15 protein-coding genes and 1 tRNA gene are annotated in these 15,472 nt (G+C 60.3%); 3 read left to right on the top strand and 13 right to left on the bottom strand.

The genetic code is table 11. The features are described from left to right. Positions 1-75 precede the first annotated feature (75 nt). The 8 genes from FHW37_RS16640 to FHW37_RS16605 all read right to left on the bottom strand — a co-directional run bounded on the left by FHW37_RS16640 (position 76) and on the right by FHW37_RS16605 (position 7,369). Entirely contained in the window at positions 76-873 is a 798-nt protein-coding gene (locus FHW37_RS16640) for a purine-nucleoside phosphorylase (protein WP_145638360.1), read from the bottom strand. Continuing rightward, the gene (locus FHW37_RS16635; RefSeq protein ID WP_145638358.1) at positions 870-1,262 is read right to left on the bottom strand and encodes a cytidine deaminase; all 393 of its coding nucleotides are present in this window, start codon (positions 1,260-1,262) and stop codon (positions 870-872) included. Before FHW37_RS16635 ends, FHW37_RS16640 begins: the two co-directional genes overlap by 4 nt. A 3-nt stretch (positions 1,263-1,265) precedes the next feature. Continuing rightward, a complete protein-coding gene (locus FHW37_RS16630; RefSeq protein WP_145638357.1) occupies positions 1,266-2,237 on the bottom strand; it encodes an ABC transporter permease in 972 nt (323 codons plus the stop codon). A 3-nt stretch (positions 2,238-2,240) separates the two neighbouring features. Next, positions 2,241-3,344 (bottom strand): ABC transporter permease, encoded by a 1,104-nt coding sequence (locus FHW37_RS16625; RefSeq protein ID WP_145638355.1) that lies wholly within the window; start codon positions 3,342-3,344, stop codon positions 2,241-2,243. A gap of 91 nt (positions 3,345-3,435) precedes the next feature. Next, positions 3,436-4,959, bottom strand: a complete 1,524-nt coding sequence (locus FHW37_RS16620) for an ABC transporter ATP-binding protein (RefSeq protein WP_145638354.1) — start codon at positions 4,957-4,959, stop codon at positions 3,436-3,438. Between the two features lie 144 nt (positions 4,960-5,103). Then, the gene (locus FHW37_RS16615) at positions 5,104-6,096 is read right to left on the bottom strand and encodes a BMP family lipoprotein (protein ID WP_145638352.1); all 993 of its coding nucleotides are present in this window, start codon (positions 6,094-6,096) and stop codon (positions 5,104-5,106) included. Positions 6,097-6,368: 272 nt separating this feature from the next. Continuing rightward, on the bottom strand, positions 6,369-7,019 hold the full coding sequence (msrA, locus tag FHW37_RS16610; RefSeq protein WP_145638350.1) for a peptide-methionine (S)-S-oxide reductase MsrA: 651 nt from the start codon (positions 7,017-7,019) through the stop codon (positions 6,369-6,371). Positions 7,020-7,054: 35 nt separating this feature from the next. After that, positions 7,055-7,369 (bottom strand): hypothetical protein, encoded by a 315-nt coding sequence (locus FHW37_RS16605; RefSeq protein WP_432442873.1) that lies wholly within the window; start codon positions 7,367-7,369, stop codon positions 7,055-7,057. 214 nt (positions 7,370-7,583) lie between these two features. Here FHW37_RS16605 and FHW37_RS16600 point away from each other — a divergent pair. Together FHW37_RS16600 and FHW37_RS34495 are read left to right on the top strand one after the other, a co-directional pair. After that, positions 7,584-7,673, top strand: a tRNA-Ser gene (locus tag FHW37_RS16600). Between the two features lie 274 nt (positions 7,674-7,947). Further along, on the top strand, positions 7,948-9,063 hold the full coding sequence (locus FHW37_RS34495) for a calcium-binding protein (protein ID WP_145638348.1): 1,116 nt from the start codon (positions 7,948-7,950) through the stop codon (positions 9,061-9,063). Between the two features lie 89 nt (positions 9,064-9,152). On the opposite strand, the gene FHW37_RS16590 is transcribed toward FHW37_RS34495, so the two are convergent. Both FHW37_RS16590 and FHW37_RS16585 read right to left on the bottom strand, forming a co-directional pair. Then, the gene (locus FHW37_RS16590; protein ID WP_145638346.1) at positions 9,153-10,163 is read right to left on the bottom strand and encodes an NAD-dependent epimerase/dehydratase family protein; all 1,011 of its coding nucleotides are present in this window, start codon (positions 10,161-10,163) and stop codon (positions 9,153-9,155) included. Between the two features lie 99 nt (positions 10,164-10,262). Then, the gene (locus FHW37_RS16585; RefSeq protein ID WP_145638345.1) at positions 10,263-10,658 is read right to left on the bottom strand and encodes a response regulator; all 396 of its coding nucleotides are present in this window, start codon (positions 10,656-10,658) and stop codon (positions 10,263-10,265) included. A 237-nt stretch (positions 10,659-10,895) separates the two neighbouring features. Here FHW37_RS16585 and FHW37_RS16580 point away from each other — a divergent pair, with 237 nt between their 5' ends. After that, positions 10,896-11,294, top strand: a complete 399-nt coding sequence (locus tag FHW37_RS16580) for a DUF1236 domain-containing protein (RefSeq protein ID WP_145638344.1) — start codon at positions 10,896-10,898, stop codon at positions 11,292-11,294. Positions 11,295-11,371: 77 nt separating this feature from the next. Here FHW37_RS16580 and pncB read toward each other — a convergent pair whose 3' ends face one another. The 3 genes from pncB to FHW37_RS16565 form a co-directional block, all read right to left on the bottom strand. Next, positions 11,372-12,676: a nicotinate phosphoribosyltransferase gene (pncB, locus tag FHW37_RS16575; RefSeq protein WP_145638342.1), complete on the bottom strand. Its 1,305-nt coding sequence runs from the start codon at positions 12,674-12,676 to the stop codon at positions 11,372-11,374. Positions 12,677-12,877: 201 nt separating this feature from the next. Beyond that, positions 12,878-13,828 carry a 2-hydroxyacid dehydrogenase gene (locus tag FHW37_RS16570; protein WP_145638341.1) on the bottom strand — a complete coding sequence of 317 codons (951 nt, stop codon included), beginning with the start codon at positions 13,826-13,828 and terminating at the stop codon, positions 12,878-12,880. A 14-nt stretch (positions 13,829-13,842) separates the two neighbouring features. Next, positions 13,843-15,471: an ABC transporter ATP-binding protein gene (locus FHW37_RS16565; protein WP_145638339.1), complete on the bottom strand. Its 1,629-nt coding sequence runs from the start codon at positions 15,469-15,471 to the stop codon at positions 13,843-13,845. Position 15,472 lies beyond the last annotated feature (1 nt).

Below are 15,472 nucleotides of genomic sequence, written 5' to 3'. Positions count from 1 at the left end.
TTATCGTTGAAACGATTAGATGCAACCCGTCGATTGCCGGGGGTGGTGCGGCAAATGCGGCAAGACGATGAAAAGTCAGGGTAATTTCGAGAACATTTCCTGCAGGATGGTGGCCAGACGCTGGCCTCCGACAGGCGCCATGTCCTTGGTTTCCTCGTGACTCAGCTCCTGGCCGGTCATTCCGGCGCCGTAATTGGTGATGACCGAGGCGGCGGCGACCTTGAGACCAAAATAGCGTGCGAGGATGACTTCCGGCACGGTCGACATGCCGACGGCATCGGCGCCGAGAATGCGCGCCATGCGGATTTCCGCCGGCGTTTCGAAGCTCGGGCCGGAGAACCACATATAGGTGCCGGAGAAGAGCGGGATGGCGCTGCGGATGGCAGCATTGCGCATGGCAAGGGCGATTTCCGGATCATAGGCGCTGGTCATGCCAACGAAGCGGCCGTCGCCCTCCTCGCCGATCAGCGGGTTCATGCCGGAATAGTTGATATGGTCGGCAATCTGCATCACCGAACCGGGTGGCATGTCCTCGCGGACGGAGCCGGCGGAATTCGTCAGGATCAGCGCCGTGACGCCGAGGCCCTTCAGAACCTCGATAGGGAAACGCATCGCCTTGGCATCACCCTTCTCGTAATAATGGGCGCGGCCGGAAAGCATGATGACGGGCTCGCGGCCGAGATAACCGGCGACAAGTTCTCCCGCATGGCCAGTGACGCCGCTTTTCGGGAAACCGGGAAGATCGGCATAGGAAATGCGGATCTGGTCCGAAACCTCATCGACCAGCGAGCCGAGGCCGGAGCCGAGCACGATGGCGTAACGCGGCACCAGCCCATCCAGCCTTTCGACCAGCAAGTCGATGACGTTCTTCATCCGATCACATCCGTCTCGAAGGCGTAGGGCAAAAGTTCGGCCATGGTCACCGTCTTCTGGACGCCGAGATCATCACAGAGATGGATGCGGGTATCGGCCGAGGCGAATTCCGAGATTTTTTGGCGGCAGCCGCCGCAGGGCGTGCAGAGCGGCAGCTTTTCGGCAATCACCGCCAGTTCGACGATCTTCTTGGCACCGCCCATGATCATGGCGCCGATTGCCGTCGGCTCCGCGCACCAGCCCTGAGGGAAGGACAGGTTCTCGATATTGGCGCCGAGATAGACCTTTCCGTCCTCGGCGCGGATGGCGACGCCGACCGGGAATTTCGAATAGGGCGCATGGGCCTTGCTCATGGCATCGCGTGCGGCTTCGAAAAGTTCGTGAGACATGGTTCAACGTTCCTTCGTATAGGGCACGCCGCCGGCCTTGGGCGGACGGGCGACGCCGATGAAGCCTGCAAGCAGCACGCAGGTGAGGATATAGGGCAGCGCCTGAAAGATCTGCACCGGCACTTCGCCGATCAGCGGCAAGGACTTGCCCTGCATGAAGTTTGCAAAGGCATCAAGGAAACCGAAGAGCAGGCAGGCGAACATGACCGGCACCGGCTTCCACTTGGCGAAGATCAGGGCTGCGAGCGCGATATAACCCTTGCCGGCCGACATGTTGTTGATGAAGGCGGCGGACTGGGCGATCGACAGATAGGTGCCGGCGAAACCTGCGAGGAAACCGGTGACGATCAGCGCCCGATACCGCAGCCAGGTCACCGAAATGCCGGCCGTATCAACCGCACCTGGATTTTCGCCGACGGCGCGCAGGCGCAGGCCGAAGCGGGTGCGATAGAGAACCCACCAGGAGAGCGGCACCATCAGGAAGGCGATATAGGTGAGAAGGTTGTTGCCGGAAACAACATTGGCGTAGAGCGGGCCAATGATCGGCACCTCGCGCACGAGATCGGCACCCGGAAGGGTGATCGCCGAGAAGCGACCAGACGGAGGCACCTGACCGGTACGACCGCCCTGCTGGAACCAGGCCGTACCAAGCACGATCGTGAGGCCTGCCGCGACGAAATTGAGCGCCACGCCGGAGACGATCTGGTTGCCGCGATTGGTGATCGAGGCAAAGCCGTGCAGGAGCGAGAAGAGGATGGCCGTGCCGATGCCGGCGCCGAGGCCTGCCCAGGCATTGCCGGTCCAATAGGCGACGCAGGCGGCGGCGAAGGCCGATGCCAACATCTTGCCTTCAAGGCCGATGTCGAAGATGCCGGCCCGTTCGGAAAACAGGCCTGCAAGTGCTGTAAACAGAAGCGGGATCGAAAGGCGGATCGCCGAACCCATGATGCTGACGAAGATATCGAAATAATCCATGGCCTATTTCCCGCCGATCTTCTGGTAGGCGCGGACGATCGCCGGGCGCAACATATATTCGAGAGCGCCGGCGAACAGGATGACCATGCCCTGGATGACGACGATCATGTCCCGCGTGATATTCGGCATGTCGAAGGAAAGCTCTGCGCCACCCTGATAAAGAATGCCGAAGAGAAGCGCCGACAGCACGATGCCGGCCGGATGGTTGCGGCCCATCAGCGACACGGCGATGCCAACAAAGCCGGCACCGCCGACGAATTCGATCTGCAGACGGGCGGAAGCGCCCATGACCGGGTTCAGCGCCATCATGCCGGCAAGGCCGCCGGAGATCAGCATGGTGATCATGACGGTCTTTGCATAGGGAATGCCGGCATAACTTGCCGCGGTCGGGCTGATGCCGAGCGTGCGCATCTCATAACCGAGTTTCGTGCGCCAGATGAGAACCCAGACCAGAAAGCACATGACGAGCGCGATCAGGAAGGAGAAGTTGAGCGGCGCGGCGCCGAGCTTGCCGCCGAACATGGAGATCAGCCAATCAAGCTTCTGCAGCTGGCCACCGGGCAGGAAGGTGCGTGATTCCGGCGCCATCTTGCCGGGCACGATCAGCACCCTGACGAGCAGATAGTTCATCAGCGACGAGGTGATGAAGTTGAACATGATCGTGGTGATGACGACATGGCTGCCGCGCTTGGCCTGTAGCCAGGCCGGCACGGCGGCACAGGCGGCGCCGAAAAGGGCCGCGCCAATGACGGCAAAAGGCATCGTCACATACCAGGGCACGTAACGGTCGAGCGCCAGCGCCACCAGCGCGGCGCCGAGACCGCCGAGGTAGGCCTGACCTTCAGAGCCGATATTGAACAGGCCGGCATGGATGGCGACCGCGACCGACAGGCCGGTGAAGATGAAGCTCGTCGTATAAAACAGTGTGAAACCGATGCCTTCGCCGCGACCAAGCGCGCCGATCAGCAGAAGTTGCAGCGCGTCGAACGGGTTCTCACCGATCGCCCAGACGACGAGGCCGGAGAAGAAGAAGGCGAGCAGCAGGTTCAGGAGCGGAATGACGCCGTAATTGATCCAGGCGGGAAGCGGTACGGATGCGGTGTTCATGCGCCGGCCTCCATGTCCGTTGCCGCATTCACGGCGTTGATCGTTGCGAGCGGCAAGCGGCAAAACTCCATGCGGATCGAATATCCTGATCTCATGCGGCAATCCCGGCCATCATCAGGCCCAAAGTCTGTTCACCGGCGTCGCTCGATTTCTCGCCGACGATCTTGCCGGCGAACATGACGAGGATGCGGTCCGACAGCGAACGGATCTCGTCGAGCTCGACCGAGACCAGAAGCACGGCCTTGCCGGCATCACGCATGTCGATGATGCGGCGGTGGATGAATTCGATGGCGCCGATATCGACGCCGCGGGTCGGCTGGCCGATGATCAGCGTGGTCGGATCGCGCTCGATCTCGCGCGCAACGACGATCTTCTGCTGGTTGCCGCCGGAGAAATTGGCGGTGCGCAGCCGGGCGTTCGGCGGGCGGATGTCGTATTTGGCGATCATCGCTTCGGCTTCGGCGCGCATCGCCTTCAGGTCCAGCATCCCGCCGCGGCCATACCGTTCGTCGCGGTGATAACCGAGGGCCGCGTTCTCATATTCCTCGAATTTCAGCACGAGGCCCATATGATGGCGGTCTTCGGGGATATGGGCGAGGCCTAGCTTGCGGAGCCGGGCCGGATCGTAACCGGCGATCGGCTGGCCATCCATGAAGATTTCGCCGGAGGCCGGCTTGCGGATGCCGGCGATCGCTTCGAGCAGCTCGGATTGGCCGTTGCCGGCAACACCGGCTATGCCGACGATCTCGCCAGCGCGGACGTCGAAGGAAACGTCATCGACCATGGTGACGCCGCGGCCGTCCTTGACGGTCAGGTTGCGCACCGAAAGCAGGACGCGGCCGGGCTTCGGCTCGCCCTTTTCGACGCGCAGAAGCACGCGGCGGCCGACCATCAGCTCGGCCAGTTCCTCGGCCGTGGTTTCGGACGTCTTGCGGGTGGCGACCATTTCGCCGCGGCGCATGACGGAGACCGTATCGGTGATCGCCAGGATCTCGCGCAGCTTGTGGGTGATGAGGATGATCGTCTTGCCCTGGTCGCGCAGCACGCTCAGAACCTTGAACAGGTGATCGGCTTCGGCCGGGGTCAAGACACCGGTCGGCTCATCGAGAATGAGGATATCGGCGCCGCGATAAAGGGCTTTGAGGATTTCCACGCGCTGCTGGCTGCCGACCGGCAGTTCCTCGATCACAGCATCGGGATCGACTTCGAGGCCGTAATCGGTTTCCAGCCGCTTCAATTCCTTGCGGGCGCTGGCAACGCCCTTGGCGAGCAGCTGTCCACCCTCGGCGCCGAGCATGACGTTTTCCAGCACGGTAAAATCCTCGACCAGCATGAAATGCTGGTGGACCATGCCGATGCCGGCCGCGATCGCCGCCTGGCTATCATGGATGGCGGTCGGTCTGCCGGAAATGCGGATCTCGCCCTGGTCGGCCTGATAAAAGCCGTAGAGGATCGACATCAGCGTCGATTTTCCAGCACCGTTCTCGCCGATAATGCCGTGGATCGAACCCTTGGCTACCGTCAGATTGATATTCTTGTTCGCATGCACCGAACCGAATTTCTTGTCGATGCCGACAAGCTCGATTGCGGGCTCCTTCGAAGGATCGAGGCTCAATGGTCCGCCTTTCCAACTGCCGGCCAACCCCAGTCGAGGGACCAGTCAGCAGATCTGAAGTGCTACAGCGTCTTTCGCGCGTCGCTGTATATGAAAAAAGGGCGCATGGCGACCTGATCGCCATGCGCCCTTCGGATCACAGACTTACATCGGGCAGGCGTTGTCCGTCGTGTAGTCATGCACCTTGATCGTGCCGGCAACGATGTCAGCCTTGGCCTTTTCGACGGCAGCCTTCATTTCCGGGGTGATCAGCGACTTGTTGTTGTCGTCCATGGCAGCCGAAACGCCATCTTCCTTGACGCCGAGCGTCTGGATACCGGCGGTGAACTTGTCGTCCTTCAGATCCTTGTAGGCGTTGTAGACGGCGAGATCGACGCGCTTGACCATCGAGGTCAGAACTGAACCCGGATGCAGATGGTTCTGGTTGGAATCGACGCCGATCGACAACTTCTTGTTGTCGGCTGCGGTCTGCAGCACGCCGAGGCCAGTCGCACCGGCCGCCGCGTAAACAACATCCGCGCCCTGGTCGATCTGGTTCTTCGTCAGCTCGCCACCACGCACCGGATCGTTCCATGCAGCGCCGGTCGTGCCGGTCATGTTCTGGAAGACCTGGTCGTCCTTCTTGACCGACTTGACGCCCTGAACGTAGCCGCAGCCGAACTTGCGGATCAGCGGAATGTCCATGCCGCCGATGAAGCCGACCTTGCCGGTCTTGGAGGCCATGCCGGCGAGAACGCCAACGAGGTACGAGCCTTCTTCTTCCTTGTAGAGGACAGAGCGGACATTCTTCAGGTCAACGACGGAATCGACGATGACGAACTTCGTTTCCGGGAATTCGGCAGCGACCTTTTCCATGGCCGAGGTCCAGGCGAAGGAGACGGCGACGACCGGATTGTAACCGCGGCTGGCAAAGTTGCGGATCGCCTGCTCGCCCTGCGTATCGTCCTTCGGCTCGAAGTCACGGTAATCGGTACCGGTTTCCTTCTTGAACTTCTCGGCGCCGGCATAAGCGGCTTCGTTGAAGGATTTGTCGAACTTGCCGCCGGTCCCGTAGACCAGTGCCGGCTTGACTTCGGCGGCCAGTGCGGTGGCCGACATGGCGGCCAGAGCGAGAAGGCTCAAAACGGTTCTTTTCATGATTCAGCCCTGTTTTTTTTAAGTTAGGTCCTCCCGCAGAGCCATGAATTCGATGGTTCTTCCTGCGGTCACCTGCCCCCCTCTTTAGAAGGCTTGGCTGGCCGCACTCTTGCATGGGTTGTCGGAAATTTCACGAGATTTTTTTCAATTGGTAAAAAACCACAGGCCCATCCCGGACCTCCCGCAAACCTGCCCATCGCTTGAACAAAAACGCCGCGGACCTGATGAAATCCGCGGCGCCCTGAAGCAATTTTAAGCTGTCATCTGATCCATCAGCCGATCGCGCAGCTGACGCCCGTTCCCCGCAACCCGCAATAGCCGCCGGGATTCTTGGCGAGATACTGCTGATGGTAATCCTCGGCATAATAAAAATCGCCGATCGGTGCGATTTCGGTGGTGATCGGCGTCTTGCGCCCGGCCTTGTCGAGCGCCGCCTGGAAGTTGTCACGCACCTGCCGGGCCTCGTCTTCCTGCTTCGCGTTCACGGTATAAATGGCCGAGCGGTAGGTCGTGCCGATATCGTTGCCCTGTCGCATGCCCTGCGTCGGATCATGCTCCTCGAAGAAGGTCTTCAGGAGTTGGGAATAGGAGACGATCGACGGATCGAACACGACCTTGACGATTTCGGCATGGCCGGTGAGACCGGTCGTCGTTTCGTGATAGGTCGGGTTCGGCGTGACGCCGCCGGAATAACCGACTGACGTCACATAGACGCCGGGGATCTTCCAGAACAGCCGTTCGGCGCCCCAGAAGCAACCCATGCCGAAATAGGCGGTTTCCAGCCCTTCCGGATAAGGCTCCTTCAGCGGCCGGCCGCTGACGAAATGGATCTCGGCCGTATCGAGCGGCATGGAGCGCCCTGGCAACGCCGTATCGGCGGAGGGCATGACGGTCTTCTTGTTGAATATGTCTGTCAGGAACATGTTTGCCTCCAAAGCTTGGCGACCGTTTTTTACCGCTAGGCCAGGAACCGTTCGGAACGGGGCCTGCTATAGCCGGCAATCCAGAAAACCAGTGCCAGCACCAGAAAGATCGCGAAAGCGGGCTGGGCCAGCATCGGCGCCACATAGGGCCGCCATATGTCTGTGCCAATATAGGTATCGGCAGACATTTCCGCCAGTGTCAGACCTTCCGGATCGAAGTTGAGCCAGGCATTGCCGAGACTGGTCATCACGACATCCGAAGAGGAGACGGACTGGATGGCATCAAGCGTGCCGGCAACGATTGCCGCGACCAGCGCCAGAAGGCTGATGAAATGCAATAAAAACCGCAGAACTGCCATGGTCGGCCACCTCTCCAAGCGGCCTTTCGCAGACCGCTTGCCACCCATAAATCATTAGTTCCTCACCCCAGGCTTGGCAACGGCAAGCAACTGATTGCGAACTATGTCAAATTTCCTACAGATTCGGGTTGATCCGGAAGAAGCGATCGGTATATATCGCGCCGACCGCTGCTTCGCCTCTCTAGGCACGCAGCCCTTGATGCAAGGACAGGTGGCCGAGTGGTTGAAGGCGCACGCCTGGAACGCGTGTATACGTGAAAGCGTATCGAGGGTTCGAATCCCTCTCTGTCCGCCATCCTCTTCAAAATCTCCGATATTAAAATGCAAGAGATAAAGAAGCCCAGTTTAAGCTGATGCTTCACCGTGCTCGGCTGCCGCCGAATACATCGTGGCCAGGCGCTATCGTCGCGCCTCATCATTTTCATGTTTTCTAACAAAGAAATGCCTTTCGGCATCACCTTTTGTTCAACTTGATAAAAATAATCATCTTTCTGATTATTAAACTTGACGCTTTACATCATGTTAAAATAACGCTGCTGCGCAAGCCTCGTCTCTAGGGAGTTTCATCAATGGCGATCACCATCACCGCGACCGACGTCAACAATGACGGCACCGGCGTTAACCTGCTTTCCTATCTCGACAATTTCGAAGCGACCTTCGTTGCTACCGGCCGCGGCCAGTTTTCGGCTGCCAACGGCATTTCCGGCGCCCAGTATCTGGCGTCCGACGCTTCCAGCAACAGCGTCGTCTTCACCGCACTGAGCAGCGCACCTTGGTCCTACAGCCTGACGACGCATACCGTTTCGGGCTCGCTGGACGCCGTCACCTTCGGCACCGGCACCGCGCTCGACACCGCAACGCGCACCTTCACGCAGACGACCGAACTGTCGATCAGCGGCCTCAACATCACCGACAGCACGACGGCTGAAACGATCCGTGGCCAGGTTACTGCCCACAGCGTCGATGACCTGCTCTCCTACCTCGAGAGCGATTCGCTGAACTTCGTCGGCAGCACCGGCAACGACGTCTTCAAGGGTTACGACCACAATGACCGCTTCTCCGGCGGCAATGGCAATGACAGCCTCTGGGGCAATGGCGGCAACGACATCATCTATGGCGGCAACGGCAACGACACGCTCGTCGGCGGCTCCGGCGATGACAAGCTCTATGGCCAGAACGGCAATGACAAGCTGAAGGGCGGCACGGGCAACGACGTCCTCAAGGGCGGTACGGGCAACGACGCTCTCTACGGCGAAGCCGGCAATGACAAGCTTTATGGCGAAGCTGGCAACGACACGCTGAACGGCGGCGCCGGCGACGACCGTCTCTATGGCGGTTCGGGCGCCGACACCCTCACCGGCGGCGCTGGCAAGGACACGTTTGTCTTTACCTCGAAGCTCGACTCCACGGTTGCTGCTTCGGGCCGTGACACGATCACCGACTTCAGCCATTCCGACAAGATCGACCTGTCGGCCATCGACGCCAGCACCAAGAAGGCCGGCAACCAGGCCTTCACCTTCATCGGCTCTGACGACTTCGGCAAGCATGCCGGCGAACTGCGCTACGAAAAGGCTGCCGGTGGCGGCGTCGATATCTACGGCGACCTGAACGGCGACGGCAAGGCCGACTTCGCAATCCACCTCACCAAGGCGATTACGCTGACCGCCAACGACTTCCTGCTCTAAGGCAGTCGAACGTTCGCAGTGGATGCGATAAACAAACAAGGCCGCCCTCGGGCGGCCTTTCTTTTTGGCAAAAGCACGTGAGAGACGCGTTATTCGATCTCGCCGCGATGCGAGACATACCAGTCCACAAAAGCGCGGACGCCTTCGCGCAGTTCGATCGACGGCTTGCGGCCCGTCAGCGCGACAAGCAGATCGGGGCTCGCAAAGGTGCGCGGCACATCACCCTTCTGCATCGGCAACATCTTGCGCCGGGCAGGCTTGCCCATGATCGCCTCGATCGTCTCGACGAAATCGAGAAGGCCGACCGGCTGGCCGCCGCCGATATTGACGACACGGAAAGGCCCCTGCGGTGAAAGCGAGTCGATATCACCGGCAGCGCGATTGGCTTCGGCCGGCGATATCGCCGAAAGATCGATGATCGAATCGACGAGGTCGTCGATATAGGTGAAATCCCGGCTCATCTTGCCTTCGCCGTAGATCTCGATCTCGTCGCCATCCAGCATGGCCTTGACGAATTTGAAGAGCGCCATGTCCGGCCGGCCCCAGGGGCCATAGACGGTGAAGAAGCGGAACGCGGTGGTCGGCACCTTGTAGAGATGGGCATAGCTATGCGCCATAACCTCCATCGACTTCTTGCTGGCGGCATAAAAGGTCAGCGGCTCGTCGGTCTTGTCCGTTTCGCGGAAGGGCACGACGGCATTGGCGCCATAGACTGATGAGGTCGAGGCAAGCATCAGGTGGCCGACCTGCAGCTCGCGGGCAATTTCGAGAATATTCCAGGAGCCGGTCAGGTTGGAATCCAGATAAGCCTTTGGATTTTCCAGGCTGTAACGAACACCGGCCTGCGCTGCGAGATGGACGATCACATCCGGCTGGAATTTTCGCACAGCGTCTTCGAGCGCCGCCTTGTCCTCGAGCATGGCCGTGACCGCCTGGAAGCGCGGAAACTGGACCAGAGCCGCGACACGAGCTTCCTTGAGACGCAGGCTGTAATAGGGCGTCATCCCATCGAAGCCGACGACCTCATGGCCATCCTGCAAAAGACGACGTGCAACGTGGAAGCCGATGAAACCTGCCGTTCCGGTGATGAAATAACGCATGTCTGATTCCGCAGTGGCCTTGGGTGTGTTCCCCATAACCTCTTGCGGCCTCAATGGATAGCCATTGGGGTTAGCTGTTTGCAGCCGTCCGGGACGGCTTCAGTGAAACAGGCGAAGCCGCGCCGGCGGCGTTCCCGCCCGGCCGTTCTTGCGGTCGACGGCAAACTGGATGAGATCCATCGACGCCTGGTCCGTCATCGGCTTTGCCATTACACCGACGACACCGGACACACCCGATGCCACAAGACCCGGATTGCCGGTGATCATGATGACGACGATGCCGAACTCGGCAAGCGTCTTTGCGATTTCGGGGCCGGTCTCGCCGTCCGCCAGCCTGACATCGACGAAGGCTATGTCCGTCTCCCGGGTGTAGTTCAGGGCAACGGTCATATCCGGGGCAATGCCCACGACATCATGGCCACTGCGGTGAACGGCGTCCTCGATATCCATGGCGACGAGCAAGCTGTCTTCCACGATCAGAAAACGATATTCCAAGGCACATTCCCTCCTGCGGCCATCAGACAGATAGAGAGACAATCGGCGCAGGCAATAGCTGAGATGCAATCGTTACTCCTGCCGGTTGGCATCCAGTAATCGGGCCGTGCCCCGCCTCTCCAAAGATTTCAGCAGATCATGAAAGGTGAGAGAACGTGAGGAACTGCCTTCAAGGTTGCAGGGTTTAGTTGCCGGAAGTTGAACAACACGACGTCCAAAACACGAGGAGAAGACAAAATGAAAAAGATCATTCTCGCTTCCTGCGCAATTCTTGCAGCCGCCATCGCTGGTCAGGCCAGCGCCCAGCAGAGCACCGTCACCGGTGCGGCTGGCGGCGCCGTTACCGGCGCGATCGTCGGTGGGCCGGTCGGTGCGGCCGTTGGTGGTGTCGTCGGCGCCGTAGCCGGCTCGGCAATCGACCCGCCGCCGCGTGAAGTCGTCACCTATGTTCAGGAACAGCCGGCTCCGACCACGGCCGTCACCGTCGAACAGCCGGTCGTCGTCGGCAAGGCCATTCCCCAGACCGTGGTGGTGACCCCGGTTCCGAGCAATCCGCATTACGCCTATGCGGTCGTCAACAATCAGCGGGTGATCGTCGATCCGCAGACGCATACAGTGGTTCAGGTGATCCAGTAAGAGCGGGATCGCCAACCGATCTGGCATGACAAGGCAGGCCCCGGCAAAACACCGGGGCCTGCTTTTTTATTGGTCGCTCAGACGACAAGTTCCTGATCGACCCGATCCTGCTGACCGAAGAATTTCAGGTAACGCTCGACCTCGGCCGGTTCGCCAGTGGCCTTGCGCGGATTGTCGGAGAGTTTGACGGCTGGACGGCCATTTGCCTCGCTGACCTTGCAGACGATGGAAATGGGCTTCAGCCCGTCGATCTCGCGCGGTGCGCAATCGGCAAAATCGTTGGTGAGGTTGGTGCCCCAGCCAAAGCTCATGCGTACCCTGCCCTCGAAATGCCGGTAGGTATCGATGATCGCATCGACATCCAGCCCGTCCGAAAAAATCAGAAGCTTGTTCTTCGGGTCGCGGCCCATCTTCTTCCACCAGTCGATGATCCGCTCGCCGCCTTCGATCGGCGGGGCGCTGTCCGGCCTGAAACCGGTCCAGTCGGCGACCCAGTCCGGCGCGTCGCGCAGGAAGGCGGCAGTACCAAAGGCATCCGGCAGCACGATCAGCAGGTTGCCATGATAAAGCCGGTTCCAGTCCTTCAGGACCTGATAAGGCGCCTGGCGCAGCTCGTCATCGGTCTCAGCAAGTGCTGCCGCGACCATGGGAAGTTCATGCGCATTGGTGCCGACAGCCTCCAGATCCGAATCCATGGCGAGGAGCACATTGCTGGTGCCGGTGAAGGCGTTGCCGATGCCTTCTTTCAGGGCTTCGACGCACCAGCGCTGCCAGGTAAAACTGTGGCGGCGGCGCGTTCCGAAATCGGATATCCGCAGGCCCGGCAGATCCCGCAGGCGCTGCACCTTGTCCCACATCCTCGATTTCGCCCGCGCGTAGAGGACATCGAGCGTGAAATAACCGAGCGAGCGCATGGCCGAGCGGGAACGCAGCTCGTTGATGATGGCAAGCGCCGGAATTTCCCACATGGTCGTTTCCATCCACTTGCCGTGGAAGGTGAGTTCATACTGCCCGTCGCGTTTGGAAAGCTCGTATTCGGGGAGTTTGAAGGTCGAGAGCCAGGTCAGGAACTCGGGCTCGAAAATCTGCTTGCGGCCGTAGAACGTGTTGCCCGCCAGCCAGATCATTTCCTTCTTCGAAAGGCTGACCGTGCGGGCGTGGTCGAGTTGCTCCCGCAGCGCACCTTCGTCGATCTCCTCTGCGAGTTTTACCTTCGTGGTCCGGTTGATCACGGAAAAGGTCGCATCGACATCCGGGTAAAGTTTCCAGATCATCTGCAACATCAGAAGCTTGTAAAAGTCCGTGTCGATCAGACTGCGGATGATCGGATCGAGCTTCCAGGTGTGATTGTAAACCCTGGTCGCGATATCGGTTTTCGTCATGCCTGCCCCTCACCGATCTTGCGACCGGCTCCACCACCTAAGCGCATTTCGTCATGGAGGAAGCAGATGCTTAACCTCCGGGCATGTTTAGCGAAAAACTATGGCTCAAGTCCACAACGCAATTCGGTCGCGCCGTTGCGGAGGGACGACATTGCCAATGCCGTCAAACCATCCGCCACAGCGATCGTTCCCGCCAGAGGGTCAATAACCGGACTTGCGATCCACCAGATGCTGCAACGCCTCACCCGCCTCATAACGCTGCATCTGCAGTTCGCTGTTGCGGAACAGGGCGCGGACATCGGATGCCGCAGCGGCATGCGGTGTGACGATGACATTCTCCATGGCCCAGAGCGGGCTGTCGGCCGCGAGCGGCTCCTTCTCGAAGACATCGAGGGAGGCGCCGCCGAGAACACCGCCATTGATGGAAGCAACGATGTCAGCCTCGACCTGGCTGCCGCCGCGGCCGGCATTGATGAAAACCGGCTTTCCGAGCGCCCCACCCTGGCGAAGCTTGCCAAACAGCTTTGCATCGAAAATGCCGCGGGTTTCATCCGTCAGCGGCACGAGACCGACGAGGATATCAGTGCGGGCAAGGAAGGCGTCGAGACCGGAGGAATCGAAAGTCTCGACGCCATCGATCTGCTTCAGGCCGCGCGACCAGCCGATCACGTTGAAACCCATGACCTTGAGTTTGGCGACGGAATCGAGGCCGAGCACGCCAAGGCCCATGACACCGACGGTGATCTCGCTCGCCTGCGGCTGCGAGAGCTCGCGCCATTCATGCTTGCGCTGCTGGGCAAGATAGGCCGGCGTCTGGCGCAGATGGCTCAGCGCCTGCAAGACCACCCATTCGCTCATCCGCGTCGTCAGGCTTTCATCAACGAAACGAACGATCGGCAGATCCGGCAGGCCAGGGACGGCAAGGATGGCATCGACGCCGGCACCACCGGAGAAGATGACTTCGAGGTTCGGCGCCCGCTTGAACAGATCGAGATCGGGCTTCCACAGAACGGCATAACGCGCATCCGAAAGATCGGCAGATCGATCCGAAGCGTGCAGCACCTTTCGGCCCACATACGAACCCGGAAGCGCCGCATCGACCTCCCGGCGTTCGAACTTCAGATCGATGACGACAGACGCGTTTGCAGGCATGACAGGTTCCCGGTTTATTGGCTGATGGCGCCGTTTTCGACGGCTTCCAGATTGAAGGCTGCGGCCATGAGGGCGCGGGTATAGGCTTCTTTGGGTGCACCAAAAATCTGCGCAGACGGCCCTTCTTCCACCACCTTGCCGAGCCGCATGACGATGACGTGGTTGGCGAGCGCCTTCACCACTTTCAGGTCGTGGCTGATGAAGAGATAGGCGAGGTCGTGCTTTTTCTGCAGGTCGCGCAGAAGATCGACCACCTGCGCCTGCACCGTCATGTCGAGCGCAGACGTCGGCTCGTCGAGCATGACGAAACGCGGTTTCAGCACCATGGCGCGGGCGATCGCGATGCGCTGCCGCTGGCCGCCGGAAAACTCATGCGGATAGCGCCAGCGAGTCGCAGGATCGAGGCCGACCTCGTTCAGCGCCCAGGCAACCCGTTCATCGCGCTCGTCTGCGGAAAGCGATCGTTCATGCACCTTCAGGCCTTCGGCGATGATATCGCCGACCGGCATGCGCGGGCTGAGCGACCCGAACGGATCCTGAAAGACGATCTGCAGCCGATCGCGGAAAGGCCGCATCTGCTTGAAGGAATATTGATCGATCTGGTTGCCGATGAAGACGATGCGCCCCTGTGACGAAATCAGCCGGGCAAGCGCCAGGCCGAGAGTCGTCTTGCCGGAGCCGGATTCCCCGACCACGCCGAGCGTTTCACCGGCTCTGAGCTTCAGATCGACGCCATCGACCGCCTTCACATGATCGACAATCTTGCGCATGAACCCCTGCTTGACCGGGAACCAGACGCGGATGTCCTTGCCTTCCATCACGACCGGGCTTTGAGCATCAACCACCGGCGGTTCGCCCCGCGGTTCGGAAGAAAGGAGATGCTGCGTATAAGCGTGGCTCGGGCGGGTGAAGACATCTTCCACCGGGCCTGTCTCGACGATCTTGCCCTTGGTCATGACGCAGACCCGGTCGGCAAATTTGCGGACGATGCCGAGGTCGTGGGTGATGAACAGCATGGACATGCCATGCTCGCCCTTCAGCTTGCGCAGGAGATCGAGGATCTGCGCCTGAACCGTGACGTCGAGCGCCGTCGTCGGTTCATCGGCGATCAGCAGCTTTGGCCGGTTGGCGAGCGCCATGGCGATCATGACACGCTGGCGCTGGCCGCCGGACAGTTCGTGGGGATAGGCCTGCAGGCGTTTTTCAGGATCGCGGATACCGACCTGGACAAGCAGTTCAAGCGTGCGGGCGCGGGCCGCCTGACCTGTCATGCCCTGATGCAGCTCGAGGATCTCGCCGACCTGCTTCTCGATCGAATGCAGCGGGTTGAGCGAGGTCATCGGCTCCTGAAAGATCATCGTGATGTCGTTGCCGCGCACCTGGCGCAGCTCCGCCTCACTCGCCTTCAGCATATCCTTGCCCGAAAACAGGATCTCGCCGGAGGGATGGCTGGCGGCCGGATAAGGCAGGAGCTTCAGGATCGAATTGGCCGTCACGGACTTGCCGGAGCCGGATTCGCCGACCAGCGCCACGACCTCACCCGGCATGATATCGAAGGAGACGCCATCGACGGCAAGAGAAGTGTTGCCGCCCTGATGAAAGGCGACCGAGAGATTGCGAACGGAGAGAAGCGGTTCGGTCATG

The sequence above is a fragment of the Neorhizobium alkalisoli genome, assembly GCF_007829835.1.
GTDB lineage: Bacteria > Pseudomonadota > Alphaproteobacteria > Rhizobiales > Rhizobiaceae > Neorhizobium.
This window is presented reverse-complemented; position numbering and strand designations above follow the sequence as displayed.

Bases quoted from the DNA above. Each gene is read 5' to 3' on its own strand.
- FHW37_RS16590 (WP_145638346.1), bottom strand. From the start codon at position 10,163: ATGCGTTATTTCATCACCGGAACGGCAGGTTTCATCGGCTTCCACGTT.
- FHW37_RS16630 (WP_145638357.1), bottom strand. From the start codon at position 2,237: ATGGATTATTTCGATATCTTCGTCAGCATCATGGGTTCGGCGATCCGC.
- pncB (WP_145638342.1), bottom strand. From the start codon at position 12,676: ATGACGAAAACCGATATCGCGACCAGGGTTTACAATCACACCTGGAAG.
- msrA (WP_145638350.1), bottom strand. From the start codon at position 7,019: ATGTTCCTGACAGACATATTCAACAAGAAGACCGTCATGCCCTCCGCC.
- FHW37_RS16625 (WP_145638355.1), bottom strand. From the start codon at position 3,344: ATGAACACCGCATCCGTACCGCTTCCCGCCTGGATCAATTACGGCGTC.
- FHW37_RS34495 (WP_145638348.1), top strand. From the start codon at position 7,948: ATGGCGATCACCATCACCGCGACCGACGTCAACAATGACGGCACCGGC.
- FHW37_RS16565 (WP_145638339.1), bottom strand. From the start codon at position 15,471: ATGACCGAACCGCTTCTCTCCGTTCGCAATCTCTCGGTCGCCTTTCAT.
- FHW37_RS16570 (WP_145638341.1), bottom strand. From the start codon at position 13,828: ATGCCTGCAAACGCGTCTGTCGTCATCGATCTGAAGTTCGAACGCCGG.
- FHW37_RS16615 (WP_145638352.1), bottom strand. From the start codon at position 6,096: ATGAAAAGAACCGTTTTGAGCCTTCTCGCTCTGGCCGCCATGTCGGCC.
- FHW37_RS16635 (WP_145638358.1), bottom strand. From the start codon at position 1,262: ATGTCTCACGAACTTTTCGAAGCCGCACGCGATGCCATGAGCAAGGCC.
- FHW37_RS16640 (WP_145638360.1), bottom strand. From the start codon at position 873: ATGAAGAACGTCATCGACTTGCTGGTCGAAAGGCTGGATGGGCTGGTG.
- FHW37_RS16580 (WP_145638344.1), top strand. From the start codon at position 10,896: ATGAAAAAGATCATTCTCGCTTCCTGCGCAATTCTTGCAGCCGCCATC.